Genomic DNA, 25,107 nt, shown 5'->3' with positions numbered 1-25,107 from the left:
AATATTAGTACTTGGCAAGATATGTGAGTCGGATTTGAGGCACGCTATGGTTTTGAATTTATAGTAGATCAGTGATGTGAGAGATAAAAAAGCCCCTACCGATAGGGGCTGGGTTGTTTGACACTTAATCGAGCTGCGGGCCTGCTTTGACTAAAGACTCGCCTTCTGCGGTATCAGTATATTTATCGAAGTTTGCGATAAATCGACTGGCAAGATCTTTGGCTTTACTTTCCCATTGTAGTGGGTCGGTATAGGTATCACGAGGATCTAGAATTTCAGGGGCGACACCGGGTAATGCCGTTGGTACGGTTAAATTGAAAATAGGAATTTGCTTAGTTGGTGCGCTATCAATTGAGCCATCTAAAATTGCATCGATAATGCCACGAGTATCTTGGATCGAAATACGTTTACCTGTGCCATTCCAGCCTGTATTGACTAAGTAGGCTTCAGCTCCCGCTGCTTCCATACGTTTCACTAACACTTCTGCATATTTTGTTGGGTGGAGGGTTAAAAAAGCATTACCAAAACATGCAGAGAAAGTCGGTGTCGGCTCTGTAATACCACGTTCCGTTCCCGCGAGTTTTGCAGTAAAACCTGATAAGAAGTGATATTTAGTTTGCTCGGGGGTTAGCTTTGATACCGGAGGTAATACACCAAAAGCATCTGCCGATAAGAAAATAACCTTATTGGCATGGCCACCTTTTGAGATAGGTTTTACGATATTATTGATATGATAAATCGGGTAAGACACGCGAGTGTTTTCTGTTTTTGAATTATTATTAAAATCGATAGAACCATCATTACGTACGGTTACGTTCTCCAGTAACGCATCACGACGAATAGCATGGTAGATATCAGGTTCAGCTTCTTTTGAAAGGTTAATGGTTTTTGCATAACATCCACCTTCAAAGTTAAACACACCGTTGTCATCCCAACCATGCTCATCATCACCAATTAATGCCCGTTTAGGATCCGTTGATAAGGTTGTTTTACCTGTGCCAGATAAGCCAAAAAAGATAGCGGTATCACCATTTTCCCCTATATTGGCAGAGCAATGCATAGAGGCAATGCCTTTGAGAGGTAAAAAGTAGTTCATCATCGCGAACATCCCTTTTTTCATCTCACCGCCATACCATGTACCGCCAATAAGTTGCATTTTTTCAGAGAGGTTAAATACCGTGAAGTTCTCTGAGTTCATGCCGTGCTCTTGCCATTTAGGATTAGTACACTTCGAGCCATTCATGATCACAAAGTCGGGCTCAAATGTTGCTAACTCTGCTTCTGTTGGGCGAATAAACATGTTTTTAACGAAGTGTGCTTGCCAAGCGACTTCAGTGATCACTCGAATACATATACGTGTATCAGGGTTAGCGCCACAATAGCCATCTACCACAAAAAGACGTTTGTTAGAGAGTTGCGCTGTTACGAGAGATTTAAGATCATGCCATGCTTGTTGGCTAAGTGGTTTATTATCGTTTTTGCCTTGATCTGACCACCACAAGGTATCTTGGGTGGTGTCGTCTTTGACAATAAATTTATCTTGTGGTGAACGACCAGTAAATATCCCTGTATCAACAGCAATTGCACCGAGCTCGGTGACAATGCCTTTTTCAAACCCTTTTAACTCTGTTTTCGTCTCTTCTGCGAACAGTATTTCGTAAGAAGGATTACGAATCACATCTGTAACATTGAGTATTCCGTATTGGGACAAATCCATGTTCGTTGCAACCTTATTATCGACACACATTGTGCTCATTGGCGCTCCTTGGGTAAGATGTTGTTTAACTATTAACCATAACGGGCTAAATCAGGGATATACATCATAAATAACCCTAGCTTTTGCAAAGGCTAACGGGCGTGTGAATTAGATGTTTTTATTTAGTTTACAGGGCGGTTAAAGCAGAAATCTAGGGGGTTGAATTATTATTTCTGGTGAAAAAAGAAGCGCTTTTTAGTGATTCACTTTCAAGTTTTAGCTGGAATGTTGTTTTGCAATATGAGAAAGCCGGCATATATGCCGGCTTTGTAATTATATTTCAGGCTTAATACGAAGCGAGAATTAATGAACCTTGCTATCGTCAGCATTGCCTGCATTTTCACGAAGTGCTGCAATATCAATGCTATCGAAGTCATAGTCGGTACCACAGTAATCACAATGCAGTGATACTTTTCCATCTTCCGCTAAGATTTTTTCAATCTCGTCAGGGTGAAGGCTAATAACTGCTGAACCACTACGATCACGAGAGCAGCTACATTCAAAGCTGACGGCTTGTGGTTCGAATACTTTTACTTCTTCTTGGTGGTATAAACGGTACAGTAGATCTTGTGCATCTAAGCTAAATAGTTCGTCATCTTTTACCGTATCAGTAATTGTTTCTAAGTGCTCAAAATCGCTTTCACCGCCCTGACCATCGGGCATTACTTGTAATAGCATACCCGCAGCTTTAGGTTGGCCTTCAAACTCACCGGTACGTAGCCAGATACGTGTTTTTAGCTGTTCAGAGTTTTTAAAGTAAGTCTCTAAACATTCCGCCATGGTTTCACCTTCAAGACCAACGACACCTTGGTAACGCTCACCTTTGGTAGGAAGGATTGTGATCACCATGTAGCCTTTGCCCATTAGATCATGGATAGTGCTACCGTCTTTAATGTCACCTTCCCAACGAGCCACACCACGTAGCTTTTGGTTCTGATCGCCATTAATCACAGCGAGGCTAACAGGACCATCACCTTGTAATTGTACGGTGATTGAGCCTTCAAATTTTAGCGTTGCTGTTAATAGACTGGTTGCGACTAACAATTCACCAAGTAGTGTTTTGATTGGTGCTGGGTACTCAGTGGTTGAAAGAATTTGTTGGTAAGTATCACCTAACTGTACTAACTCACCACGTACTGAAACGCCATCAAATAGGTAACGGTTTAAAAAATCTTGTGTCATTTTCTCTTTCTCTCCAGCTGTGGTGCCAACCCTGCATCATATTTGGTAGTGCATCTAAGTGCGTTATACCCAGTATTTCAATGAACTCATGTGGCTCAGCATTTGGCTTACTTGATATAAAGTACTCTGCTATTACCAACGATGAATTGATTAAGGCTGGCAACCTTTTATTCTGATGTATTGATGTTTTTGAATCTCATGATGTCACGACGCTGTTTTTTATCTGGTCGTTTGATCGGACTCGGACTATCAAAAGCATTGAGTTTGCGCATTTGTGCATGGCGTTCCCGTAATTCAATACTTTGTGCTGTTTCTTGATATAGCAATTGTGCTTCCGGTGCACCACGGCGGGTATCAGAGATTTTTTCGATGGTAACGGTTTTTTCATCGTTACCTTGGCGCAATTTTACTTCTGCGCCAACTTCAACCATCTTACTTGGTTTTGAGCGTTGTCCGTTATATTGCACTTTGCCGCCATCTATCATCGTGCGAGCAACAGAACGTGTTTTATAAAAACGTGCAGCCCATAACCATTTATCAAGACGAACCTGTTTTAGTTCGGATGTCGCTTGACCCATAACGGTTCCTTTATTCAAAGGGGCGATAAAATATCATATTGTTTTAATAGCGTCAGCTATCACCTATTTCTAATAAATGGTGATGTTAATCGGGGTTTTCAATCATCAAGCAAGAATTTATTACAAATTATCGTTAGTCTTTTGAGTAATTTGCTTCTTTTTTACAATAATGAATAGCATTCAATGTGTTAAAAAGAGATCATAAAAGTTGATTACAATACCCCTTGTTTATATAGGGAGCGATAATATACCTCCCGATATTCATTGAATGGATTTCCACTATGCAAGTATCTACATGGCTGCCCATGATAATCACAAAGCGCCCGCTATCTCAGCGTACACTTACACGACTACTAACGTGGCTACTAGTGGTTATTTTAGCGTGGATTTCTGGTCGTATGGTGTGGATGTTATTAGCGCCGCCAGCGACAGTGGCACCTTGGCAAGCGAAGTCAGTAAAAGTGGCTACATCAGGATCTGATATTAATGTCGGTAACTTATTGTCCATGAATCTATTTGGGCAATATAACGCGCAGCCAAAGCCGGTTGAAGCCACGGTTAAAAAAGACGCGCCACAAACGCGATTGAATTTAAAGTTAGTTGGGGTTGTCGCGAGCAGTGATCCTCAATCCGCCTTTGCCGTGATCACAAACAACGGTAAGCAGAATACTTATGGTGTCAATGAAGTTGTTGATGGTACCCGTGTGACATTAAAAGCGGTGTATAACGATCGCGTTATTATTAGCAATAGTGGTCGTGATGAAACCGTGATGCTTGAGGGATTAAAATTCTCTAAATCAGCCCAGCCAGCTACGCAAAAATCAACCTCGAATAACGCGACTAAACCGAATGTCGACAGCTCGAAATTAGCTGAGATCAAAAAGAAAATTTTAGCTCAACCTCAATCTCTATTTAGTTATATCCGCTTATCTCAAGTGAAGAAGGATGGCGAAGTACAGGGATATCGAGTGAATCCGGGTAAAGACCGAATTTTATTTGATTCTGTTGGCCTGAAAGCGAATGATTTAGCGGTGGCGATTAACGGAAATAGCCTGACCGATCCAAGTGTGATGGCAAAGCTCTGGGCTGAGCTTTCTTCAGCGACTGATTTTACTTTGACGGTTGAACGCGGCGGTCAAGTTCATGATATTCACATTGAACTGCAATAATAGCAGTGCATTGCGTGACAAAAAAGACGAAAACGCAGGAGTTTTTTGTGAAAAAATTAATGGGTAAAAGTGCCCTATGGTTAGCAAGTAGCTTGCTTTGTAGTTCGGCAATGGCTGATGAGCTAAGTGCTAATTTCAAAGGGACAGATATTCAAGAGTTCATCAATATTGTTGGACGTTCATTACATAAGACGATCATTATTGATCCTGCGGTTCGTGGTCAGGTAAATGTGCGCAGTTATGATCTTCTTAATGATGAGCAGTATTACCGTTTCTTCCTTAACGTATTGGAAGTCTATGGTTTTGCTGTTGTGGAAATGGAAGATGGCGTACTCAAAGTTATTCGTGATAAAGATGCCAAAACCTCTGCTATCCCAGTTGTGGGCGCGAATGACAGTAATGTGCCTGGTGATGCTGTGGTTACGCGTGTGATTGCAGTAAAAAACGTGTCAGTGCGAGAGCTCTCCCCATTATTACGCCAACTTAACGATAATGCGGGTGCGGGTAACGTTGTTCACTACGATCCTGCCAATATCATTATGATCACTGGTCGTGCTGCGGTGGTTAACCGCTTAGCGGATATTATTGAGCGTGTCGATCGTGCTGGTAATAAAGACGTGACCGTCGTGTCGCTGAATAATGCTTCAGCACCTGAGATGGTGCGTATCGTTGAGGCGTTAAATAAAAGTGCTGATGCGAAATCAACCCCAGGATTTTTGATCCCGAAAGCGGTAGCAGATGAGCGTACCAACTCAGTATTAATTTCAGGCGATCCTAAAGTTCGGGAACGTTTAAAAGCCTTGATTCATAAGCTTGACAAAGAAATGGCAGCAAGCGGCAACAGTCGCGTTATTTACTTAAAATACGCCAAAGCCGCTGATATGGTTGATGTGCTAAAAGGCGTGTCTGAAAATATCCAAGCGGCAAATAAGAGTAATACGCCACAAGTGAGTCAATCGAGTAAAGATGAAGTCATGATTTCTGCGCATGACGCGACTAACTCTCTGATTATCTCTGCGCCAAGTGATGTGATGAATAAACTTGAGTCGATTATCTCTCAATTAGATATTCGTCGTGCCCAAGTCCATATCGAAGCCATGATTGTTGAAGTACAAGAAGGTGATGGTGTCGATTTCGGTGTGCAGTGGGGCTCACAAGACGGCGGTGTTATCCAGTTTGGTAACAGTGGAGCACCAATTGGTGGTTTGCTATCTGCGCAAGAAGCAGCGAAAGACAAAACGACAACACAAAAACGTTACGATCCTGATACCGGTGCGGAATTACCCCCTATCGTGACGACAGAAAGTGGTGATTTAGCACCAATGGCTGCTTTCCTTGGTGGTGTGAAAGGGGCTGCTGCTGCAATTGCATTGGGTGATTGGACTGCGTTAGTGACAGCCGTTCAAGCAAACCGAAATGTGAATGTATTATCGACACCGAATATCACGGTATTGGATAACCAAGAAGCGAATTTATCGGTTGGTCAGGAAGTCCCTGTGACGACTGGTTCACAAACCGGCTCTAATAACGATAATCCGTTTACTACGGTTGAGCGTAAGGATGTCGGTATTCGACTTAAAGTCACCCCGCAGATCAACGAAGGGGACTCAGTTCAAATGAAGATTGAACAGGTTGTCTCGCAAGTGGCTGATGCTAATGGTGCCGTTGATATTCGTTTTGATAAGCGAGAGCTAACCACATCGGTATTGGTTAAAGACGGTAACATGATCGCTTTAGGTGGCTTAATGCAAGAGAAGACCCTTGAATCTGAGCAAAGAGTACCGATTTTAGGTGATATTCCTGTGCTTGGTGCGTTATTCCGCTCTACCAATAACCAAACTGAAAAAACCAACCTAATGGTTTTCATTCGCCCAACTATTTTACGTGATGGGATGAGTGCTGACGGTTTGACTCAGCGTAAGTACAACTATATTCGTGCGCAGCAGTTATACAAAGCAGAGCAAGGTATGCGCTTGATGGACGCAGATATGCCGGTATTACCAAAATACGGTGAAGACATGGATTTACCAGCTGAAGTGCGTGCCTTTGTTTCTCAGTTGGAGCAACACTAATGGCTGATGGGTTTTTAGAAACAGAATCAATGGTAACGTTTCGATTACCTTTCTCTTTTGCCAAACGCCATCATGTGGTGGTAGAGGCTGGTGAGCAAGGATGGCAACTCTATTTCAGTGGACAACTGTCTGCTGCAGTACTTGCTGAAGTGCGTCGAGTGCTAGGTTGCTGTTTTACGCCCATCGCATTAAATGACAGTGAGTTTGAGCAAAAGTTAACACAAGCATACCAACGTGATTCATCAGAAGCGCGCCAGTTAATGCAAGATTTGGGCTCTGACAGCGATGATTTCTTTGCGCTTGCTGAAGACTTACCTGAAACAGAAGATTTGCTGGAATCGGAAGATGATGCACCTATTATCAAATTGATCAATGCCATGTTGGCCGAAGCGATCAAAGAAGGGGCATCTGATATCCACATCGAAACCTTTGAAAAAGTACTGTCAATCCGTTTTCGTATTGATGGCATGTTACGTGAAGTCTTACAGCCAAGTCGTAAATTGGCACCGCTGCTTGTTTCACGTATTAAGGTTATGGCAAAGCTTGATATTGCAGAAAAACGTATTCCTCAAGATGGTCGTATTTCACTGCGAATTGGTGGTCGTGCGGTTGATGTACGTGTATCAACCATGCCTTCTTCTCATGGTGAGCGAGTCGTATTGCGTTTATTAGATAAAAACGCGACACGCCTTGATTTGCATAGCTTAGGTATGACGCCGGAAAACCATCAAGCGTTTAGAAAAATTATCGAGCGTCCACACGGTATTATCTTGGTCACAGGTCCGACAGGTTCGGGTAAGTCCACGACGTTGTATGCGGGTTTGCAAGAGCTAAACAGTGCTGAGCGCAATATCTTAACCGTCGAAGATCCGATTGAATTTGATATTGATGGCATTGGACAAACTCAAGTTAACAGCAAAGTTGATATGACGTTTGCGCGAGGTTTGCGTGCCATTCTTCGTCAAGATCCCGATGTGGTGATGATCGGTGAGATCCGTGATTTAGAAACTGCAGCTATTGCTGTTCAAGCATCACTGACAGGCCATATGGTGTTATCTACCCTCCACACTAATACTGCGGTCGGGGCGATCACCCGTTTACGTGATATGGGTATTGAACCTTTCTTAGTGTCATCGTCATTGCTTGGGGTGTTAGCCCAGCGATTAGTGCGTACGCTATGTCAAGATTGTCGTCAGCCTTATGAAGCCGATAGCCAGCAGAAAAAGCTATTTAATTTAGCTGAATCTGAACCACTGACATTATATCGCCCATCTGGTTGTGAGCACTGTAACCAAAAAGGTTATCGTGGTCGTACGGGTATTCATGAACTATTGCTGGTGGATGAACAAGTACAAGAGTTGATCCATGGCGAGGCGGGTGAGCAAGCGATTGAGAAATACGTGCGTCAATATACACCGAGTATTCGCGATGATGGTTTAGCGAAAGCACGTCAAGGGATCACCACACTTGAAGAAGTGATGCGTGTGACGAAGGAGGGCTAATGGCGGCATTTGAATATAAAGCCTTAGATGCCAAAGGCCGACAGAAAAAAGGGGTGATTGAGGGAGATACTGCCCGTCAAGTACGCCAACAATTACGTGAAAAAGGCATGGTGCCGATAGAGGTTACTCAAACCTCAGGTCAAAGTCGCAGTAAAACCACGACACGTAAACAGTTCAGCTTTAAACGTGGGATCAGTACCAATGAACTTGCCCTGATCACCCGTCAGTTAGCAACACTGGTACAAGCCTCAATGCCATTAGAAGAATGTATCAAGGCGGTTGCTGAGCAAAACGAAAAGCCACGTCTAAAAAACATTTTATTGGCGGTGCGTTCTCGGGTAGTAGAAGGATATACCTTAGCTGACAGTATGGCGGAATATCCTCATATTTTTGACCAACTCTTTCGCGCCATGGTGGCGGCGGGAGAAAAATCGGGCCACCTTGATACGATTTTAAATCGTTTGGCAGACTACACCGAAAACCGTCAACAAATGCGCAGTAAATTACAGCAAGCGATGATCTATCCCATCATGTTAACGCTTGTCGCTGTGTCTGTGGTGGCATTTTTGCTAGCAACGGTTGTGCCTAAAATTGTCGATCAATTTGTACAAATGGGGCAACAATTACCCACCATTACCGAAGTGTTATTGGCAGCAAGTAATTTTGTTCAGCATTGGGGATTAGTGGTCGTTGTGGTGATTGTATCAATCATTGCTTTGATCAAGACAGCCCTCAAGCAGCCTAAGTATCGGATGAAGTGGGATCGCGGGATCTTACATGTACCAGTGATTGGTAAAGTCGCACGAGGGTTAAATACCTCACGTTTTGCGCGAACATTATCGATTTGTACATCCAGTGCGATTCCATTACTGGATGGGATGAAGGTCGCTTCTGATGTTATGACCAATACGTATGTGAATAAGAAAATTTTATCTGCCGCAGATAATGTACGTGAGGGGGGAAGTCTACGAGTATCCCTTGAGCAAACCAAATTGTTCCCACCGATGATGCTACACATGATCGCGAGTGGTGAACGAAGTGGCGAGTTAGAGCAAATGCTAACCCGTGCAGCAGATAACCAAGATCGTGATTTTGAATCACTTGTTAATATGGCACTAGGGGTCTTTGAGCCATTATTAATTGTCGCTATGGCTGGAGTGGTAATGTTTATTGTTATCGCAACCTTAATGCCAATTATTGAACTGAACAACATGGTTGGGATGTAGTTTTTCTTCGGAGGTTTTAATGCAACAAAAACAACGTGGTTTTACCCTATTAGAAGTAATGGTGGTAATTGTTATTTTGGGCGTATTGGCGAGTTTAGTCGTTCCCAATCTATTAGGTAACAAAGAAAAAGCTGACCAACAAAAAGTTGTGACAGATATTAGTGCGCTTGAACAGTCTTTAGAAATGTACAAGTTAGATAACAGCGTATATCCAACAACCGATCAAGGTTTAGAGGCATTGGTGACAAAGCCGTCTTCTTCTCCTGAGCCGCGTAATTACCGTGATGGTGGTTATATTAAGCGTCTACCTAAAGATCCTTGGGGTTATGAGTACCATTATGTGGCACCAGGTGAACATGGCGCGATTGATATCTTTAGCTTAGGCGCAGATGGTCAAGAAGGTGGTGATGGTGTGAATACCGACATCGGTAACTGGAATATGTTGGATTACAACAAGAAGTAATAAGTCTTTATGATGAAGCGTAGTGCAGGTTTTACTCTCATTGAAATGATGTTGGTGCTGGTGTTACTCGCAACCAGCGCAGTTGCGGTGATCTCAACTTTACCGGATAACAAACGAGATGAAGTAAAAGAGCAAGCAGTACGTTTTCATCACCTCGCCCAACTATTGGGTGAGGATGCAATGCTTAATGGTGTGGACTACGGCATTCGTGTTGAGCCACACCAATATAATTTTTTGCAATTAACTCAAGATGGCTGGCAACCGCTAGAAGGTGCAAAATTTTATACCGATGTGAAGTTGGACAACGCGATTACAACTCAGGTTGAGATTGGCGGAGCGTGGAAAGATAAAGACCGACTTTTTAAATCAGATTCACTGTTTAAAGATGAAGACTTATTTACAAAGTCAGACGAAGAAAAGAAAAAGATCAAACCTCAAATTGTGGTTATGGCCAGTGGTGAATACACACCGTTTACTTTACGTTTTGAAGTCGACGGTGAAAATCAATTTTGGCGAGTCAGCGCCGATGAAGTGGGTAATTTAGTCTTGCTTAAGCCAGGTGAAACCTTAGAACAGGCAACAAAACGTGAGAAGTAAACAAGGTTTTACCTTATTAGAAGTGTTAGTTGCCTTAGCCATTTTCGCTGTTGCTGCGCTGGGTATTATGAAAGCGGTTAGCCAACACTTAAATACGCTGGGCTATTTAGAAGAAAAAACCTTTGCTGCGATGGTGGCTGATAATGAACTCGCGCAATTACATTTAAGCGGTCAGTATCCAACTTCAAGTAAGACAGGTAAGTCGACATTAGCCGATCGTGAATGGTATTGGACGGTAAAAAGTGTCAAAACGCAGCAGAGCTTATTACGCCAAATTGAGATTTCGGTAGCAAGCGATCCACAGCGTGAACATTCGGTAATAACGGTAAAGACTTATGTCGTCAATTAATCATTCCCGCCAGCGCGGTTTTACGTTACTGGAAGTACTTGTTGCAATAGCTGTTTTTGCCATGCTGAGTTTATCCGCTTATCAAGTCATGAATAACGTGATGCGTAGTGATGCGCAATCAAAAGATCATAACCAAAGATTAAAAGAAATACAGCGTGCCACGATTATGATGGATAACGATTTTCGTCAAATTGTTGCCCGTAAAAGCAGGCTTAATGGCGAAGAGCCTAACGATAAAGTGTTACAAGCTGGTGAGTACCTTTTGGATTCGAGTAGCGATGGGATCATGTTCGTGCGAACAGGCTGGCAAAATCCCCAAGCCATGTTTCCACGCGGTGATGTTACCCGCGTTGGCTATCGTGTGGTTGACGATCAATTAGAGCGTGTTTGGTTTCGCTACCCAGATAATGTTATTGGTGAAAAGCCACTGGTTAAGGTGTTATTAGATGGTGTGACTAAATTGCAGTTTTCCTTTTTCACCGATAAAAAATGGCAAGATAAATGGGATACCGCAGATAAGTTACCAGAAGGTATTAAAGTGACGATGACACTGAAAGATTTTGGTGAAATTGAGCGTATTTATCTCGTACCTACATCTGCATTATCTGCTTCTGCTGATTCGGAACAATCACAATGATGAAAAAACAGCGCGGTGTCGCGTTAATTGTGGTGCTCTTGCTCGTCGCGTTAATGAGCTTGATCGCTGTGCAAATGACGGGACGTTTACAACATAATTTTCATCGTGTTGAGAATCAAATTCAGCATCAGCAGGCGTATTGGTACAGTTTAGGGGTTGAAGCGTTAGCTGAAAAAGGTCTCGCTTTAACGTTTAAAGACAGCAAGATCATCGACTTAACTCAACCATGGGCGATAGAAGATCAAACCTATCCGATTGATGGTGCGGTAGTCACCGGTAGCATGTTTGATAAGCAAGCTTGCTTTAACATTAATGCGCTTGGTGCTGTAAAACCCGTCGCTGATGGCAGTAAGCAGCCATTTTTGGTGACTTACTTTCAAAACATCATGATCGACAGTGGTGTTGATGATTATTCTGCAGAACAAATCGCAGATTCTAGCTGGGAATTTATTGATAAGAATACCACGGTGCAATCAAGCTACGGTGGTGAAGACAGCACGTATGAAGCATTTCAACCACCTTACTTACCCCCTAATGGTTGGTTAGCGGATCGCAGTGAATTACGTGCGATTAACGGGGTGACGGCTGATATTTATGAGAAAGTAAAAGGCTTGGTGTGTGCATTGCCAACTGATGACTTTAAACTCAATGTAAATACGATCACTCAAAGACAGGCTGTATTACTGTCAGCTTTATTTTCGCCAGAGCTTTCATTGGACGCTGCAAAAAAAATTATTAAAGATCGCGATGCCCGTCGTAAAGGGTGGGATAGCGTTGATGATTTCATGAAAGAGCTACCACAAGGCGATCAAGCTGATAAACAAGAACAACAGAAAAAGTACTTAACGGTCAGCAGTAACTATTTTTCATTAGATGCTGAAATACAAATAGATAACGCCAGATTACGAGCGGTAACGCTATTTAAACGAGATGATAATAACAAGGTGACGGTAGTACGTCGCCAGTATGGAGGAATCCGTGAGCGAATTTCTGACGATAAGACTGAGTAGTCGGCCTGAGGTGCCGGTGCAATGGCTTGTCTGGTCGCCACAGCAGAACGAAGTGATTGCATCAGGTCAGTTAGCTGATATCACGCAATTAGATCAGCTAGTGGAATATGCGGGTACTCGGCCGGTATATGGTTTAGTGCCTACCAGTGAGATGCTATTAACACAAGTTACTATTCCTGCAGGCAGTAGCCGCCAATTGACCGCTGTTTTACCTTATCTCTTAGAAGAAGAATTGGCGCAGGATGTTGAAAGTTTACATGTTCAGTTGCTGCATCGGGAAGATGATGTTGCAACGGTAGCGCTTATTGAGCATCAAAAGATGCTGCAATGGTTATCAGCATTTAAAGAATGTGGTTTAGAGCTAAAAAAAGTTATTCCAGACTGTTTGTGTTTGCCGTTGTTTGATGATGGTTATAGTGCTGCTGAAATTGAAGGGCAATGGTTGATCCGTCAATCAGAGTTTATGGGGATTTGTGCGGAAACGAGTTGGTTAGATGCATGGTTCAGTGCCCAAAAAGCGCCAATTATGTTAGCTGCAAGTGATGATGACGAGGACAACGACGAAGAGGCAGAGCAAGCTGCCATTGAATCTGCGGTGGCGGATGTTGAATCGAATCCAAGTCAAGTTGTCATACACCACTATACATCAGCACCTCAAGGTGTCAGTGGGCGTTGGCAAGCACATGCACCGGAGCTCGTGATGCAACTGTTAGCGTTAGGGGCTGCGGGAAGTAAAGTTAATTTACTATCAGGGGCTTATAAACCACAAGCTGCTTGGCGTAAGCATTTAAAACCGTGGCGTAAAGTCGCGATTGCCGCAAGTTTAGTACTTGTAGCTGTAGTCGGAGAACACGTGATGGCGTTACAACAGCTAGAGCATCAAGCCAAAGCGTACCGTGCTGAAAGTGAGCGGATCTTCCGTCAGGTTTTACCTCAGTTTAAACGTATTCCGTCACAGAGTTATTTGAAAAATCAAATGAACGCAGCATTGAAAAGCTTAGGTGGGCAGGGAGCGGATAACGGTATTTTAATGTGGTTAAGTGAGTTAAAGCCGGCATTATCAAAAGCACCGAGCGTGAAAATTGTTAATCTAAAATACGATCAAAAGCGGGGCGAACTGCGTTTACAAGCAACCGCTTCTGACTTCCAAGATTTTGAGAAATTACGTAGTGTGTTGACGAAAGACTTTACCGTTGAGCAAGGTCAATTAAGCAAAGAAGATGGCTTAGTCAGTGGTGCCGTCGTGCTAAGGAGAAAAGCATAATGGCAGAAATTAAAGCATGGTGGAAAGCATTAAGCCAGCGAGAGCAGTATCTTGTTATGGGTGCTGGCGGTGCTTTATTGCTAGCTATCTTATACTGGGGACTATGGCAACCATTAAATCAACGCACTGAATTAGCACAAACACGTATTCAAAGTGAACGTCAGCTATTGTCATGGGTTGAAGGTAAAGCAAATAAGATCACGGCGTTTAAGCGTGCTGGTGGTACGGTAAATGTCAGTGACAAAGGACTTAACCAAGTGGTAAATGAAACGACGGAACGTTTTAAGATTGAATTGATCCGTATGCAACCACGTAATGATGCGATTCAAGTATGGGTGAAGCCTGTACCGTTCAATGCATTACTTAATTGGCTCTCTTACCTGCAAGATAACTTTGGGATTGAAACGCAATTTATTGATATCTCGAAAACTGATCAAAATGGCATGGTTGAAGTAAACCGATTACAGTTAGGACGAGGTTAAAGGTGAAATTTAAACTCGCTATCGGCGCAACATTTGGGGTGGTATTTATTGCCAGCACTATTGTCCATTTACCGGCTAATTGGGCATGGCAACAAGCACCAAAAGTTAATGGTTTATCATTAAGTGGTATTCAAGGAACCCTATGGCAAGGCTCTGCTAAGACCGTTGTGTGGCAAAATCAAAGTTTAGGTCAAATTCAATGGGACATGAAACTGGGTAGTCTATTTACAGGTAAACTCGCGTTTGATGTCCGATTTGGCCGTGGCAGTGATATGCAACTACAAGGTAGTGGTATTGTCGGTTATAGCACCTCGGGACCGTTTGCTGAAAAGCTCTTAGTCTCTGTACCAGCAGCGAATGCCATGCAGTATGCCAAGTTACCTGTGCCGTTGACATTAACAGGTAATATTGAACTTACGGTACGTGATTATCTGTATGCTGCGCCGTATTGTAAAACCTTGAATGCAACGTTGGCTTGGGCACAAGGTAAGGCGTCAACACCCATGGGAAATATTAATCTAGGCCCTGTTTTTGCCGATTTAAGTTGCCAAGAAGGTGCTATTTTAGCAAAAGCCTCACAGTCGTCTGATGATGTTAGTAGTGATTGGCAAGCAAACTTAGCTAAAAATAATAGTTACAGCTTATCAGGATGGTTTAAACCGGGGGCTACATTCCCTGAGCAATTGTCTCAACAATTAAAATGGTTAGGCGATCCTGATTCAAAAGGGCAATATAAAATTAATTACTCAGGGCGTTTGTAATTATCTAATCGTCGCGATGTGAGTGGTTATTAATCACAAACTGAATAGTAAGAGGCAGTCTAAGTAGACTGCCTCTTTATTTATCTGCGCGATTAGCTTTTAATGAAGCATAGGCACAAACAAAATTTTTCTTCGCGATAACATGACATAGGGCTTTAAGATGGCGATCAGTAAAGATAAACCTCAAATCTTATCTGCAGAGGTTGTTGCTCAATCACGACTGTTTAAAATTGAATCATTGGATTTGCGTTTTTCTAACGGTGTTGAGCGTACCTATGAACGTATGAAGCCAAGTGGTCGCAATGCGGTGCTGATTGTCCCTGTGACGGAGCAAGGTGATTTATTGTTGATCCGCGAATATTCAGCAGGTACTGAACGTTATGAATTAGGCTTTCCTAAAGGCTTAATTGATGAGGGGGAAACACCTACTGAAGCGGCCAATCGTGAATTAAAAGAAGAAATTGGTTTTGGTGCCCATCAACTACAACCATTAAAAGAAGTGATATTAGCCCCGTCTTATTTTTCCAGTCGCATGACATTGTTTTTAGCGCAAGATCTGTATCCTGAGAAACTTGAAGGTGATGAGCCTGAGCCGTTAGACATTATTCGTTGGCCATTAGCACAAGCAGAAGAGCTTCTGACGCATGTTGATTTTGCCGAAGCGCGGAGTATTACCGCATTGTTTTTAGCATTGAAGCAATTAGCACGAAAGGAGTAACCAATGGCCTATTCGCATTTACTGCCTGATGTGGTTGAGATCGCTCGAGCATCAGGTCAATTGATTTTAGATATTTATCAACGTGGTCAGTTTGAGAAACAGATCAAAGATGATAATACGCCAGTGACAAGTGCTGATCTTGCGGCTCATAAGTTAGTGATGGAGCGATTGACTCAATTAACGCCTGATATCCCCGTGTTATCTGAAGAAGATGCTAGCGTACCATTAACAGAGCGGAGCCAGTGGAAACGTTATTGGTTAGTTGATCCATTAGATGGTACGCAAGAATTTATCGCTGGTAGCGGTGATTTTGCGACAATCATTGCGTTAGTTGAAGATAACCGTCCGATCATGGGAGTGGTTTATGCGCCCGTATCTGGGGTGTCATATTATGCCTATGCAGGGAAAGGCGCGCATAAGATTACCGCTGAAGGTGAAAGTGTCAAAATTGCAACTCATCATCATGAAGAGAATACGAAGTCTATTGTTGTGGCCATTAGCCGTCGCCAAGAAATCAGTTCTATCACATCGCGATTAGATCCAAGCTACAACTATGAACTCGTCCCATTAGGATCTGCAGCATTAAAATCATGTTTGGTGGCAGAAGGTGCGGTAGATTGTTATTTACGCTTGGGACCGACAGGTGAGTGGGATACCGCAGCAACCCAGTGTATTGTAGAAGAGGCGGGCGGTCGTATTCTTAATACCCATTTGACACCGCTGTCTTATAACGAGCGTAATACATTAGAGAATCCAAATTTTATTACCTTAGGTGATGAAGGCTTGCCTTGGGCTGATATCTTAGAGCCGGATGATCGGATGATGAATGTCGATTAGGATGCAGGATAAAAACGGAGCAGATAAGCTCCGTTTTTTATTGGCTAATAGTTTTGGCTATAGGGTTAGAATAAACGGTTTAGGCCATTGAGTGCTGCCACTCGATAGGCTTCTGCCATTGTCGGGTAGTTAAAGGTGGTATTGACGAAATAATCTATCGTATTACCTTCACCTTTTTGTTCCATGATCGCCTGTCCGATGTGAATAATTTCTGCAGCGCGCTCACCAAAACAATGAATACCTAAGATCTCTTTGGTTTCTCGATGGAATAAAATCTTTAAGCTTCCCACTTCTGTGCCAGCAATTTGCGCACGAGCAAGATGCTTAAATTGGGAACGTCCCACTTCATATGGCACTTTCTCTGCGGTTAGTTGCTGCTCTGTCTTACCTACCGAGCTGATCTCAGGAATGGTGTAAATACCCGTTGGAATATGATCAATTAGCTGACCTTGAGCTTGTCCTTTACTGATCGCTTGTGCTGCAAATCGACCTTGGTCATAGGCTGCACTAGCAAGGCTTGGATAACCAATTACATCCCCCACCGCATAAACATGATCGACTTCGGTTTGATAACTGCGGTTAACCTTGAGCTGTCCACGAGAGTCAGGGGTTAAGCCAACATGTTCGAGCGCGAGTTTATCGGTATTACCAGTACGGCCATTGGCATATAAAATACAATCTGCACGCATTTTCTTGCCAGATTGTAGATGTAGGATCACCCCGTCATCAGTCCCTTCAATCTCTTCAAATATCTCATCATTACGTATCATCACCCCGTTGTTCCAGAGGTGATAAGACAGGGAGTCTGATATTTCATTATCAAGAAATTCCAGTAAGCGTTGACGGGTGTTAATTAAGTCAACTTTAACGCCAAGGCCACGGAAAATAGACGCGTATTCACAACCAATCACACCTGCGCCGTAAATAATAATATGGCGAGGATCGTGCTCTAAACGTAAAATTGAATCACTGTCATACACGCGGGGGTGATCAAAATCGACACCGTCAGGATGGTAAGGACGAGAGCCTGTTGCAATAATAAATTTATCAGCACTGTAGCGCTCAAGGCTGCCATCATTGCTTTTTACTTCAACATTGTGACTGGCAATAAAGCGTGCCTCACCATGAATAATTTGGCATTGGTTACGGTCATAAAACCCCTGGCGCATCCGTGTTTGCTTATTTACAACGACTTCAGCATGACCGAGGATTTGGCTAAAGGTGCTGTGAAGTGTTGAGTTGTTTTTGCAATAAAGCGGGTTTTGATTAAATTCAATAATACGACTAACAGCATGACGCAGAGCCTTCGATGGAATCGTTCCCCAGTGCGTACAGCCCCCACCAACACTGTCTTCGCGTTCAATAATCGCAACGTTGAAACCGGCTTTAGTTAATCCCATAGCAGCACCTTCACCGCCAGGGCCACTACCAATAATAATCACATCAAAATGACTGTTATTACTGCACTGCGTATCCGTCATCACATTATTCCTATCTGTATTGGTAACATTTTTGCATCGTAAGTGTAACGATTTGTAATCAATAGGAGAATCAATAGATGGTCAGAGCTGGCGAGGGATCACGCTCTATCGCTGAGTTGGAAGAATAAATGCGAATAATTACCCTAAACGGTGAGGTGGTAGATTGTGAAGTGTGTGAATAAATGATGTTAATCTGGCTTTGCGTGAAGGCGGTTGAGCCAGTAGTATAGGACTATTCTTACGCGATGGTTTATCTTCATTTAGTTGCGTATTATGGTCAGAAAACTATAGAGAAGCAGATGTCCATGGGGATCAGGGCTCAACAGAAAGAAAAAACCCGTCGCTCGCTTATCGATGCTGCGTTTAGCCAGTTAAGTGCAGACAGAAGTTTTTCTAATTTAAGTTTACGAGAAGTTGCTCGTGAAGCTGGGATTGCCCCAACATCGTTTTATCGTCATTTTAAAGATATGGACGAATTAGGTTTAACTATGGTGGATGAAGGTGGATTGATCCTTCGTCAGCTAATGCGGCAAGCTCGTCAACGTATTGCGACCGAAGGGAGTGTGATCCGCACCTCGGTTGAGACGTTTATGGAGTTTATCGAAAGTAGTCCTAATGTCTTTCGTCTACTATTACGTGAACGTTCAGGCACATCAACAGCATTTCGTGCTGCTGTTGTCCGTGAAATACAACACTTTGTTGCTGAACTAAGTGAGTATCTTGAGGCCAAAACTGGGGTGGCGCACGAAGAAGCGTATACCCAAGCAGAGGCGTCTGTTACTTTAGTCTTTAGTTCAGGAGCGGAAGCGTTAGATCTGGATAGCCATGCTCGTGCTGAGCATGCAGAAAGATTGATTATGCAATTAAGAATGATTGCAAAGGGTGCTTATTGGTACCGAAAAGAGCGTGAGCGTCGAGAGCTCAGGCAAAAACTATAACCTTATTTCGATTTTGTGGTGAAGGATATGGACAAGCAACAAGTTAAAGCAGAACGTAAAACTCTAGTTCTATCATTACTAGCGGGTGTATGCGGTAACGCAACATTAGCAGTACTAACGTCAAGCAGCGTGGCATTCTCTATTTTCCCTGTGCTTGCATTTGTATTGGCGGTGTACTGCCTGTACCAAGAATACCTACGTAAGCCAATGACAGAAGGTACGCCTGCGATTGCAACGGCATGCTTTTTTGTCGGCGCATTTGGTTACTCTGCATGTCTTCGTGCAGCAATTCCAGAAATGGGCTCGAACTTCTTACCATTAATGATTGCACTAGCGCTGCTATTCTGGGTGAGCTACAAAATGGGTATAATGAATAAAAAAGCCAAGCCAGAAGTTGAATCGAAATAATTTCATTAAGATCAAGAATAAAAAAGGCGCCTTCAGCGCCTTTTTTATTACGGGCTACTTGGTAATATTATTTACGTTCAAGTAATACACCAGCTTCCATATGATGGGTATATGGGAATTGATCAAATAAGGCAAAACGTGTGATTTTGTGTGTTTCACACAGGATGTCTAAATTCTCTTTGAGTGTTTCAGGGTTACAAGAGATATACATGATACGCTCATAACCTTGCACCATACGGCAGGTTCCCTCATCCATCCCCGATCGTGGAGGATCGACAAAGATCGTATTGCAGTTGTAGCTTTGAAGATCCACATTTTGATCTTTTAAGCGGCGGAACTCACGCTTACCTTCCATTGCATCAGTAAAATCTTCTGCAGACATGCGAATGATTTGTACGTTATTAATGTTATTAACCGCAATGTTGTATTGCGCAGAATCTACAGATGGTTTTGCTAATTCTGTTGCTAATACGCGTTCGAAGTTTTGTGCTAGTGCCAGTGAAAAGTTACCGTTACCACAGTAAAGTTCAAGCAAATCACCCTCGCTGTCTTGAGTGCAGTCAACAGCCCATTCAAGCATCTTTTGTGCAACTTCACCATTCGGTTGGGTAAAGCTGTTTTCAACTTGCTTGTAGGTTAGGGTGCGATCGTGCACTTTTAATTGTTCGATAACATAGTCTTGATCCAGTACGATTTTCATCTTACGAGCACGGCCGATAAGATTTAGCTTAAAACCTTCATCATTTAGGCGCTGTTTTAGCTGCTTAGCTTCTGCTGTCCACTCATCATCAAGTTGGCGGTGGTAAAGCATAGAAACAAGGATTTCCCCACTAAGGGTTGATAAGAAATCGACTTGGAATAATTTATGACGTAGCGCTTTAATGGGTTTGATCGCATCAACCAGCATCGGCATCAAATCATTGATCAGACGGCTTGCCGCAGGAAATTGATCAACGCGGTATTTTTCACGTGTTTCTTGGTTAAACATGATATAGAAAAGATCTTCACCCTCATGCCAAACACGGAATTCTGCACGCATGCGGTAATGCTCTGCAGGAGAGGCAAACACCTCGAGTTCAGGGGTATCAAAATCAGCACAAATGTTTTGAATACGCTCTGCCTTTTCATCCAACTGTTGCTGATAATCAGCGGTGTTAAGGATGGTGGATGTCATAGTGTATGCCTCGACTGCTCAAAATAAGAGCGCAGATTTTATTGCATTGCACAGTGATGTCCAGTGTTACGCCGAGAAAAAGTCTTTTATTGCGTAATTTATTTATAACTAATAGCAAACAAAACTAGACATAAAAGCGATACATCACTAGCATCTGCACTGCGCTGGTTAACCATGGGATGGTACGGGAATACGGTGAAAATCCGTAACTGACGCGCAGCGGTAATAGAGAACGAACGCACACGGATGTATTCCAAACACTGTTTTAACAATATGATTAATCAATAGATATGGAATGATGTATTGTTGAGATGGGAAGTTGATGCCTAGGCGACCTTCTTCAGGTCATGCTCTTAAGTCCGAATACCAACCAGCGGTAAAGCACTTTTGCTTTGTTATATACGCGACTTAGGATCCTCAAATGAAAAAAACACTTTTAGCGCTGGCGGTCACGTCGGTGTATTTCCCTTCTTTTTCTATAATAGCAGCAGAAGATAACACCCAAACCGATGATGTGATGGTCGTCACTGCCAACCGTTTTGAACAACCTGTGACTTCAGTACTTGCGCCATTTAATGTCGTGACCCGCCAAGATATCGATAAGATACAAGCCAAAACACTCACAGAAGTGATTAGTTTATTACCGGGTGTGCAGGTGACGCAAAATGGTGGGCGCGGCCAGCTAGCCAGTATTATGGTACGTGGTACTAATTCCGATCAGGTACTCGTTCTCGTTGATGGTATTCGTATGGCACGAGCAGCAAAAGGTGCGGTTGATTTTAACCAAGTTCCTTTGACTCAAGTTGAGCGCATTGAATTTACTCGCGGCGCTCGTGCTGCAATCTATGGTTCAGAAGCGATTGGTGGTGTAATCAATATCATTACATTGGCTGATGTTGATTCACCATCAAAAACGAAGCTGAATGTAGGTATTGGTAGTCATAACTATCAAGAGGCGAGTGCATCAGGCGCGTATAAAGTTGGTGAAAATGGTTTGCTGCAACTTGCTGTAGGTTATGAAGATGATGAAGGCTATAACGTTAAGCCACAGCCTGGATTAAATGATGGTGATAAACATGGCTTTGCTAGTCGTAATGCCATGATTGCTTATCATCAACGTTTTAGCGATACCTTAAAAGGGTTTGTCTCTACACGTTGGTATAAAAATCAGTACCAGTATGACAGCTCATTCGTTGATTTCTTTTCTGGTGAACCAGTACATCAATATATGCAGTCAGAGCCTGAGTTATTTGACTATAGCGCAGGATTGGATTTAGATTTAGGGCGTTACCAATCTAAGTTAATTGCAGATTACCAACATCAAACGAATTACGATTACAATAAAGCGGCGACCACGACGCCTGTTGTTGCCAGTCAGGATGAGAAATTCACTCAACGCAATCTACAGTGGAATAACCATTTTACCGTTAACGACAATCTACAATTAGTCGGTGGTGTTGATTGGCGTAAAGAGTCATGGCAAGACAAGCTATCTTCAGATGCCGTTAGCAGAAACAATACGGGTATTTATGGTATTGGTTTAGTGAATGTTAATGATTTTTCATTAGAGTCTAGCTTACGTTTAGACGATAACCAGCAGTATGGTTCTCAGTTTACTTATAACGTGGCTGGTGGTTGGTATATCACTGATGAAGTGCAACTACGTACATCTTACGGCAGTGCATTCAAAGCGCCGAATTTATTCCAACTATATTCACCATTTTACGGCACTGAAACATTAAACCCTGAGAAATCAAAAAATGCGGAAGTGGCTATTGAAGCTAACTACAACGTGATTGATTTAGCTGTTACAGGTTATCGCATGGAGATTGATAACCTTATTGGTTTTAATAACACGTCTTGGAAGTATTATAACGAATCAGGAAAAAGCAAAATCAAAGGTATTGAAGTTGAAGCAGACTTTGATACGGGCTTTTTATCTCACCAGCTCAACTTTGACTTTAAAGATCCCCGTAATAGCCAAGGGCAGCGTTTAGATCGCCGCGAGAAATTCTCGTTTAAGTGGGTAGGTACAGCAAGTGTTGGTGATCTCGATAGCGCACTAACGTATCAATACCATGGCAAACGTCCAGATCAATATGGTCCAACGGGTGAGTTACCGGCTTATGATACTTGGGATCTGGCATTAACATATTGGCTACAGCCAAAACTTGCCTTAAAAGGGCGAGTAGCGAACCTTCTAAATGAAGATTATGAGACTGCTGGTGGTTATCAAATGCCTGGCCGTACTTATTACACCAGTATTAACTACCAATTCTAATCGAAAACGCAAGATTAAGGCCGCTAATATAGCGGCCTTTTTAATAAAGCTTGTACATAACGGGAAGATTCAGTACTAACCTTTGTGGTTGATGATCAGTTTTTCCAACGATCTCTAGATATTACATGGAAAATATAGAGAGAACTGAACGATTTTATTATCAGCGGTATCAGTTAGCTAACTGGGCTGTTTGCGAGAACTGAAGATCGCAGTATCATAAGGTGAGTAATGTTTATTAGGTATGGTACGAGTGAAAAAGATTGTTATTTTTGATTCTGGTGTAGGTGGTTTATCTGTTTATAAAGAAATCTACGATCTTTTACCGCAAGTGCAATATATCTATGCCTTCGATAACGCCGCCTTCCCGTATGGTGAGTTACCCGATAATATACTTATTGAGCGTACCAATCATATTGTCTCGACATTAGTTGAGCAATATCAAGCAGACTTAGTTGTTATTGCGTGTAATACCGCAAGTACAATTGTATTACCGACCCTGCGCCAAAATCTTAACATTCCTATTGTAGGCGTTGTTCCAGCGATTAAACCTGCCGCGAAGTTAAGTAATACCAAAGTCATTGGCTTATTAGCAACGCCTGCAACGGTTAAGCGTGAATATACGCATCAGTTAATTAACCAATTTGCTAGTGATTGCGAAGTTAAAATGATTGGTTCAACCCGATTAGTAGAAATGGCTGAGCAAAAGCTACGTGGTGAATCTATTTCTCTTCATGAACTCAGTGAGATTTTAGCGCCATGGCAACAGCAAGTAGATAGCATTATTTTAGGTTGTACACATTTCCCATTAATTAAAGAAGAAATAAAAGCTGTTCTTAATAATGAAGTGAATGTTGTGGATTCCGGTAAAGCGATAGCGCTACGCGTATCGTCCTTGTTAGGATTATCTACACAAGAAAAACAACCCCATAATAAAATAAATAACCTTACATATAGCAGCGCCGCTACACAAAGTGTAGCGGCGCTGAATAAAAGTTTACGTCAAATAGAGCTGGGTACTATTCAGTCTCTACAATATCCGTATCTGCGTTTTTAGGCTCATTAGCTTCACGTACTTTTAACGTACGTTGGCCGTATTCTTTATTGTTTAATTGCTCGATAGCACTATCTGCATCTAAGCTACTCATTACAACAAAGCCAAAGCCTCTGCGCTTGCCTGTACGTTTATCCTTCATTAGGCGTACAGCAAAAACATCGCCATGCTCAGCAAATAGATTTTTAACATCAGTCTCATTAGCGCGATAAGGAAGGTTACCAACATAAAGGGTTTTGCTGCTTTGAGAGGTTTCAGTATTATCGACAGGGGTCACTTCTTTAGGTTTTTGCATGAAGTAAAGTGCAGCACCGACAGCAATTGCACCTAAAGCAAAGCTAATAGAAGAATGAAGAGTAGGAATAAGGCTAAGAATTAATGCACCGATAATAGCAATAGCTAGAGCGGTTATTATGGTTGGATTATTTGATTTCATATTTAATTAAACTACATCGTCAAAATGGAAGGAAGAATGCGTAATGTTTCTTTTAACATCGAACTCACAATGATATTACTTTCATTGAGTTGTAATTACTAGCGAGTGAACCATCAGTTCATCAAATGTTGTAATTACAAGCGTATCAACCACAGTAGATGAAATAACGAGCAAATACATTATTTTTTTCAAAAAAGACTTGTCAGAGTGATCGAAGTCTCTATAATGCCGCTCCATCGAAAGGGAACACGAACAAACAAATGATCGAGTTCAAACTTTTTGAATTATTAATATCGAATAACGATTAAATCTTTGGTTTTGCCAAGGGTAGTTAATAAGAAAGTTTAAAGTTAGAATTTCTTCTTGACTACAGTTAAGGGCTGAGTAAAATACGCATCCCTGACCAATATTAAGTATTGAGTCAACGTTCTTTAACAATTTGACCATGCAATCTGTGTGGGCACTCGTTGAAAAGTTAAGTCGAAAGATTTATCAATGATACTAGTGACCAATACAAATAACTTCGGTTATTTGGCACAGTCAATTCAAATATCCTAACTAGCTTCTAGTTAGCGGTATTTTAACAGTATTCATTGAGCCGGTCGAAAGACCACAAAAACTTTAATTGAAGAGTTTGATCATGGCTCAGATTGAACGCTGGCGGCAGGCCTAACACATGCAAGTCGAGCGGTAACAGATTGATAGCTTGCTATCAATGCTGACGAGCGGCGGACG

The 25,107-nt window shown here is 42.3% G+C and carries 24 protein-coding genes, 1 rRNA gene and 1 riboswitch; of the genes, 19 read left to right on the top strand and 6 right to left on the bottom strand.

Going from position 1 to position 25,107, the window contains the following annotated elements; genetic code table 11:
* Positions 1-124: 124 nt before the first annotated feature.
* The 3 genes from pckA to hslR form a co-directional block, all read right to left on the bottom strand.
* Positions 125-1,756, bottom strand: coding sequence for a phosphoenolpyruvate carboxykinase (ATP) (gene pckA / locus C9J42_RS17540; protein WP_107287852.1), 1,632 nt, complete (start codon positions 1,754-1,756; stop codon positions 125-127).
* Positions 1,757-2,059: 303 nt separating this feature from the next.
* Positions 2,060-2,938 carry an Hsp33 family molecular chaperone HslO gene (gene hslO / locus C9J42_RS17535; RefSeq protein WP_107207779.1) on the bottom strand — a complete coding sequence of 293 codons (879 nt, stop codon included), beginning with the start codon at positions 2,936-2,938 and terminating at the stop codon, positions 2,060-2,062.
* Positions 2,939-3,105: 167 nt separating this feature from the next.
* Positions 3,106-3,516: a ribosome-associated heat shock protein Hsp15 gene (gene hslR / locus C9J42_RS17530; protein ID WP_107207778.1), complete on the bottom strand. Its 411-nt coding sequence runs from the start codon at positions 3,514-3,516 to the stop codon at positions 3,106-3,108.
* A gap of 281 nt (positions 3,517-3,797) precedes the next feature.
* On the opposite strand from hslR, the gene gspC reads away from it, so the two are divergent.
* From gspC to cysQ, 14 genes are all read left to right on the top strand, one after another.
* The gene (gspC, locus tag C9J42_RS17525; RefSeq protein ID WP_107207777.1) at positions 3,798-4,685 is read left to right on the top strand and encodes a type II secretion system protein GspC; all 888 of its coding nucleotides are present in this window, start codon (positions 3,798-3,800) and stop codon (positions 4,683-4,685) included.
* 59 nt (positions 4,686-4,744) lie between these two features.
* Entirely contained in the window at positions 4,745-6,757 is a 2,013-nt protein-coding gene (gene gspD, locus C9J42_RS17520) for a type II secretion system secretin GspD (protein ID WP_199187123.1), read from the top strand.
* Entirely contained in the window at positions 6,757-8,259 is a 1,503-nt protein-coding gene (gspE, locus tag C9J42_RS17515) for a type II secretion system ATPase GspE (protein WP_107207775.1), read from the top strand. The genes gspD and gspE overlap by 1 nt, the downstream gene beginning before the upstream one ends.
* A complete protein-coding gene (gene gspF / locus C9J42_RS17510) occupies positions 8,259-9,485 on the top strand; it encodes a type II secretion system inner membrane protein GspF (RefSeq protein ID WP_005372550.1) in 1,227 nt (408 codons plus the stop codon). The genes gspE and gspF overlap by 1 nt, the downstream gene beginning before the upstream one ends.
* Before the next feature lie 19 nt (positions 9,486-9,504).
* On the top strand, positions 9,505-9,948 hold the full coding sequence (gene gspG, locus C9J42_RS17505; RefSeq protein WP_005372551.1) for a type II secretion system major pseudopilin GspG: 444 nt from the start codon (positions 9,505-9,507) through the stop codon (positions 9,946-9,948).
* A gap of 9 nt (positions 9,949-9,957) precedes the next feature.
* Positions 9,958-10,545: a type II secretion system minor pseudopilin GspH gene (gspH, locus tag C9J42_RS17500; protein ID WP_107207773.1), complete on the top strand. Its 588-nt coding sequence runs from the start codon at positions 9,958-9,960 to the stop codon at positions 10,543-10,545.
* Positions 10,535-10,894: a type II secretion system minor pseudopilin GspI gene (gene gspI / locus C9J42_RS17495; protein WP_107207772.1), complete on the top strand. Its 360-nt coding sequence runs from the start codon at positions 10,535-10,537 to the stop codon at positions 10,892-10,894. The genes gspH and gspI overlap by 11 nt, the downstream gene beginning before the upstream one ends.
* Complete coding sequence (gene gspJ / locus C9J42_RS17490) at positions 10,881-11,531, top strand: type II secretion system minor pseudopilin GspJ (RefSeq protein ID WP_045084553.1); 651 nt, start codon at positions 10,881-10,883, stop codon at positions 11,529-11,531. Before gspI ends, gspJ begins: the two co-directional genes overlap by 14 nt.
* Positions 11,528-12,541 (top strand): type II secretion system minor pseudopilin GspK, encoded by a 1,014-nt coding sequence (gene gspK / locus C9J42_RS17485; RefSeq protein ID WP_107247532.1) that lies wholly within the window; start codon positions 11,528-11,530, stop codon positions 12,539-12,541. Before gspJ ends, gspK begins: the two co-directional genes overlap by 4 nt.
* Positions 12,510-13,805, top strand: coding sequence for a type II secretion system protein GspL (gene gspL, locus C9J42_RS17480; RefSeq protein WP_233217784.1), 1,296 nt, complete (start codon positions 12,510-12,512; stop codon positions 13,803-13,805). Before gspK ends, gspL begins: the two co-directional genes overlap by 32 nt.
* Positions 13,805-14,287 (top strand): type II secretion system protein M, encoded by a 483-nt coding sequence (locus C9J42_RS17475; protein ID WP_105061428.1) that lies wholly within the window; start codon positions 13,805-13,807, stop codon positions 14,285-14,287. The genes gspL and C9J42_RS17475 overlap by 1 nt, the downstream gene beginning before the upstream one ends.
* Before the next feature lie 2 nt (positions 14,288-14,289).
* The gene (locus C9J42_RS17470) at positions 14,290-15,048 is read left to right on the top strand and encodes a type II secretion system protein N (protein ID WP_107207769.1); all 759 of its coding nucleotides are present in this window, start codon (positions 14,290-14,292) and stop codon (positions 15,046-15,048) included.
* A 160-nt stretch (positions 15,049-15,208) separates the two neighbouring features.
* A complete protein-coding gene (gene nudE, locus C9J42_RS17465; RefSeq protein ID WP_107207768.1) occupies positions 15,209-15,766 on the top strand; it encodes an ADP compounds hydrolase NudE in 558 nt (185 codons plus the stop codon).
* A gap of 3 nt (positions 15,767-15,769) precedes the next feature.
* Positions 15,770-16,603, top strand: coding sequence for a 3'(2'),5'-bisphosphate nucleotidase CysQ (cysQ, locus tag C9J42_RS17460; RefSeq protein ID WP_107207767.1), 834 nt, complete (start codon positions 15,770-15,772; stop codon positions 16,601-16,603).
* Between the two features lie 65 nt (positions 16,604-16,668).
* Here the strand turns inward: cysQ and sthA are convergent, their stop codons facing one another.
* Positions 16,669-18,084, bottom strand: a complete 1,416-nt coding sequence (gene sthA, locus C9J42_RS17455) for a Si-specific NAD(P)(+) transhydrogenase (RefSeq protein WP_107207766.1) — start codon at positions 18,082-18,084, stop codon at positions 16,669-16,671.
* A 305-nt stretch (positions 18,085-18,389) separates the two neighbouring features.
* On the opposite strand from sthA, the gene fabR reads away from it, so the two are divergent.
* Both fabR and C9J42_RS17445 read left to right on the top strand, forming a co-directional pair.
* Positions 18,390-19,022, top strand: a complete 633-nt coding sequence (gene fabR / locus C9J42_RS17450; protein WP_107207832.1) for an HTH-type transcriptional repressor FabR — start codon at positions 18,390-18,392, stop codon at positions 19,020-19,022.
* Positions 19,023-19,049: 27 nt separating this feature from the next.
* Positions 19,050-19,430: a YijD family membrane protein gene (locus C9J42_RS17445; RefSeq protein WP_107207765.1), complete on the top strand. Its 381-nt coding sequence runs from the start codon at positions 19,050-19,052 to the stop codon at positions 19,428-19,430.
* A 67-nt stretch (positions 19,431-19,497) separates the two neighbouring features.
* On the opposite strand, the gene trmA is transcribed toward C9J42_RS17445, so the two are convergent.
* Positions 19,498-20,604, bottom strand: coding sequence for a tRNA (uridine(54)-C5)-methyltransferase TrmA (trmA, locus tag C9J42_RS17440; protein ID WP_107207764.1), 1,107 nt, complete (start codon positions 20,602-20,604; stop codon positions 19,498-19,500).
* Between the two features lie 148 nt (positions 20,605-20,752).
* Positions 20,753-20,994: riboswitch (cobalamin riboswitch) on the top strand.
* A gap of 31 nt (positions 20,995-21,025) precedes the next feature.
* Between trmA and btuB the strand changes: the two genes are divergently transcribed.
* The gene (gene btuB, locus C9J42_RS17435; RefSeq protein WP_107247528.1) at positions 21,026-22,885 is read left to right on the top strand and encodes a TonB-dependent vitamin B12 receptor; all 1,860 of its coding nucleotides are present in this window, start codon (positions 21,026-21,028) and stop codon (positions 22,883-22,885) included.
* Positions 22,886-23,126: 241 nt separating this feature from the next.
* Positions 23,127-23,939 carry a glutamate racemase gene (murI, locus tag C9J42_RS17430; protein ID WP_107287850.1) on the top strand — a complete coding sequence of 271 codons (813 nt, stop codon included), beginning with the start codon at positions 23,127-23,129 and terminating at the stop codon, positions 23,937-23,939.
* Here murI and C9J42_RS17425 read toward each other — a convergent pair.
* Positions 23,902-24,372, bottom strand: a complete 471-nt coding sequence (locus C9J42_RS17425) for an RNA-binding protein (RefSeq protein ID WP_107247527.1) — start codon at positions 24,370-24,372, stop codon at positions 23,902-23,904. The two genes, murI and C9J42_RS17425, sit on opposite strands and share 38 nt — an antisense overlap.
* 622 nt (positions 24,373-24,994) lie before the next feature.
* On the opposite strand from C9J42_RS17425, the gene C9J42_RS17420 reads away from it, so the two are divergent.
* A 16S ribosomal RNA gene (locus tag C9J42_RS17420) occupies positions 24,995-25,107 on the top strand; the annotation flags it as partial.

The organism is Photobacterium sp. GB-56 (genome assembly GCF_003026105.1).
GTDB lineage: Bacteria > Pseudomonadota > Gammaproteobacteria > Enterobacterales > Vibrionaceae > Photobacterium.
This window is presented reverse-complemented; position numbering and strand designations above follow the sequence as displayed.

Bases quoted from the DNA above. Each gene is read 5' to 3' on its own strand.
- gspE (WP_107207775.1), top strand. From the start codon at position 6,757: ATGGCTGATGGGTTTTTAGAAACAGAATCAATGGTAACGTTTCGATTA.
- C9J42_RS17425 (WP_107247527.1), bottom strand. From the start codon at position 24,372: ATGAAATCAAATAATCCAACCATAATAACCGCTCTAGCTATTGCTATT.
- C9J42_RS17475 (WP_105061428.1), top strand. From the start codon at position 13,805: ATGGCAGAAATTAAAGCATGGTGGAAAGCATTAAGCCAGCGAGAGCAG.
- nudE (WP_107207768.1), top strand. From the start codon at position 15,209: ATGGCGATCAGTAAAGATAAACCTCAAATCTTATCTGCAGAGGTTGTT.
- gspC (WP_107207777.1), top strand. From the start codon at position 3,798: ATGCAAGTATCTACATGGCTGCCCATGATAATCACAAAGCGCCCGCTA.
- gspG (WP_005372551.1), top strand. From the start codon at position 9,505: ATGCAACAAAAACAACGTGGTTTTACCCTATTAGAAGTAATGGTGGTA.
- trmA (WP_107207764.1), bottom strand. From the start codon at position 20,604: ATGACATCCACCATCCTTAACACCGCTGATTATCAGCAACAGTTGGAT.
- fabR (WP_107207832.1), top strand. From the start codon at position 18,390: ATGGGGATCAGGGCTCAACAGAAAGAAAAAACCCGTCGCTCGCTTATC.
- gspF (WP_005372550.1), top strand. From the start codon at position 8,259: ATGGCGGCATTTGAATATAAAGCCTTAGATGCCAAAGGCCGACAGAAA.
- gspD (WP_199187123.1), top strand. From the start codon at position 4,745: ATGGGTAAAAGTGCCCTATGGTTAGCAAGTAGCTTGCTTTGTAGTTCG.
- cysQ (WP_107207767.1), top strand. From the start codon at position 15,770: ATGGCCTATTCGCATTTACTGCCTGATGTGGTTGAGATCGCTCGAGCA.
- murI (WP_107287850.1), top strand. From the start codon at position 23,127: ATGGTACGAGTGAAAAAGATTGTTATTTTTGATTCTGGTGTAGGTGGT.
- gspK (WP_107247532.1), top strand. From the start codon at position 11,528: ATGATGAAAAAACAGCGCGGTGTCGCGTTAATTGTGGTGCTCTTGCTC.
- gspH (WP_107207773.1), top strand. From the start codon at position 9,958: ATGATGAAGCGTAGTGCAGGTTTTACTCTCATTGAAATGATGTTGGTG.
- hslR (WP_107207778.1), bottom strand. From the start codon at position 3,516: ATGGGTCAAGCGACATCCGAACTAAAACAGGTTCGTCTTGATAAATGG.
- pckA (WP_107287852.1), bottom strand. From the start codon at position 1,756: ATGAGCACAATGTGTGTCGATAATAAGGTTGCAACGAACATGGATTTG.
- hslO (WP_107207779.1), bottom strand. From the start codon at position 2,938: ATGACACAAGATTTTTTAAACCGTTACCTATTTGATGGCGTTTCAGTA.
- gspJ (WP_045084553.1), top strand. From the start codon at position 10,881: ATGTCGTCAATTAATCATTCCCGCCAGCGCGGTTTTACGTTACTGGAA.
- C9J42_RS17445 (WP_107207765.1), top strand. From the start codon at position 19,050: ATGGACAAGCAACAAGTTAAAGCAGAACGTAAAACTCTAGTTCTATCA.
- sthA (WP_107207766.1), bottom strand. From the start codon at position 18,084: ATGACGGATACGCAGTGCAGTAATAACAGTCATTTTGATGTGATTATT.
- btuB (WP_107247528.1), top strand. From the start codon at position 21,026: ATGAAAAAAACACTTTTAGCGCTGGCGGTCACGTCGGTGTATTTCCCT.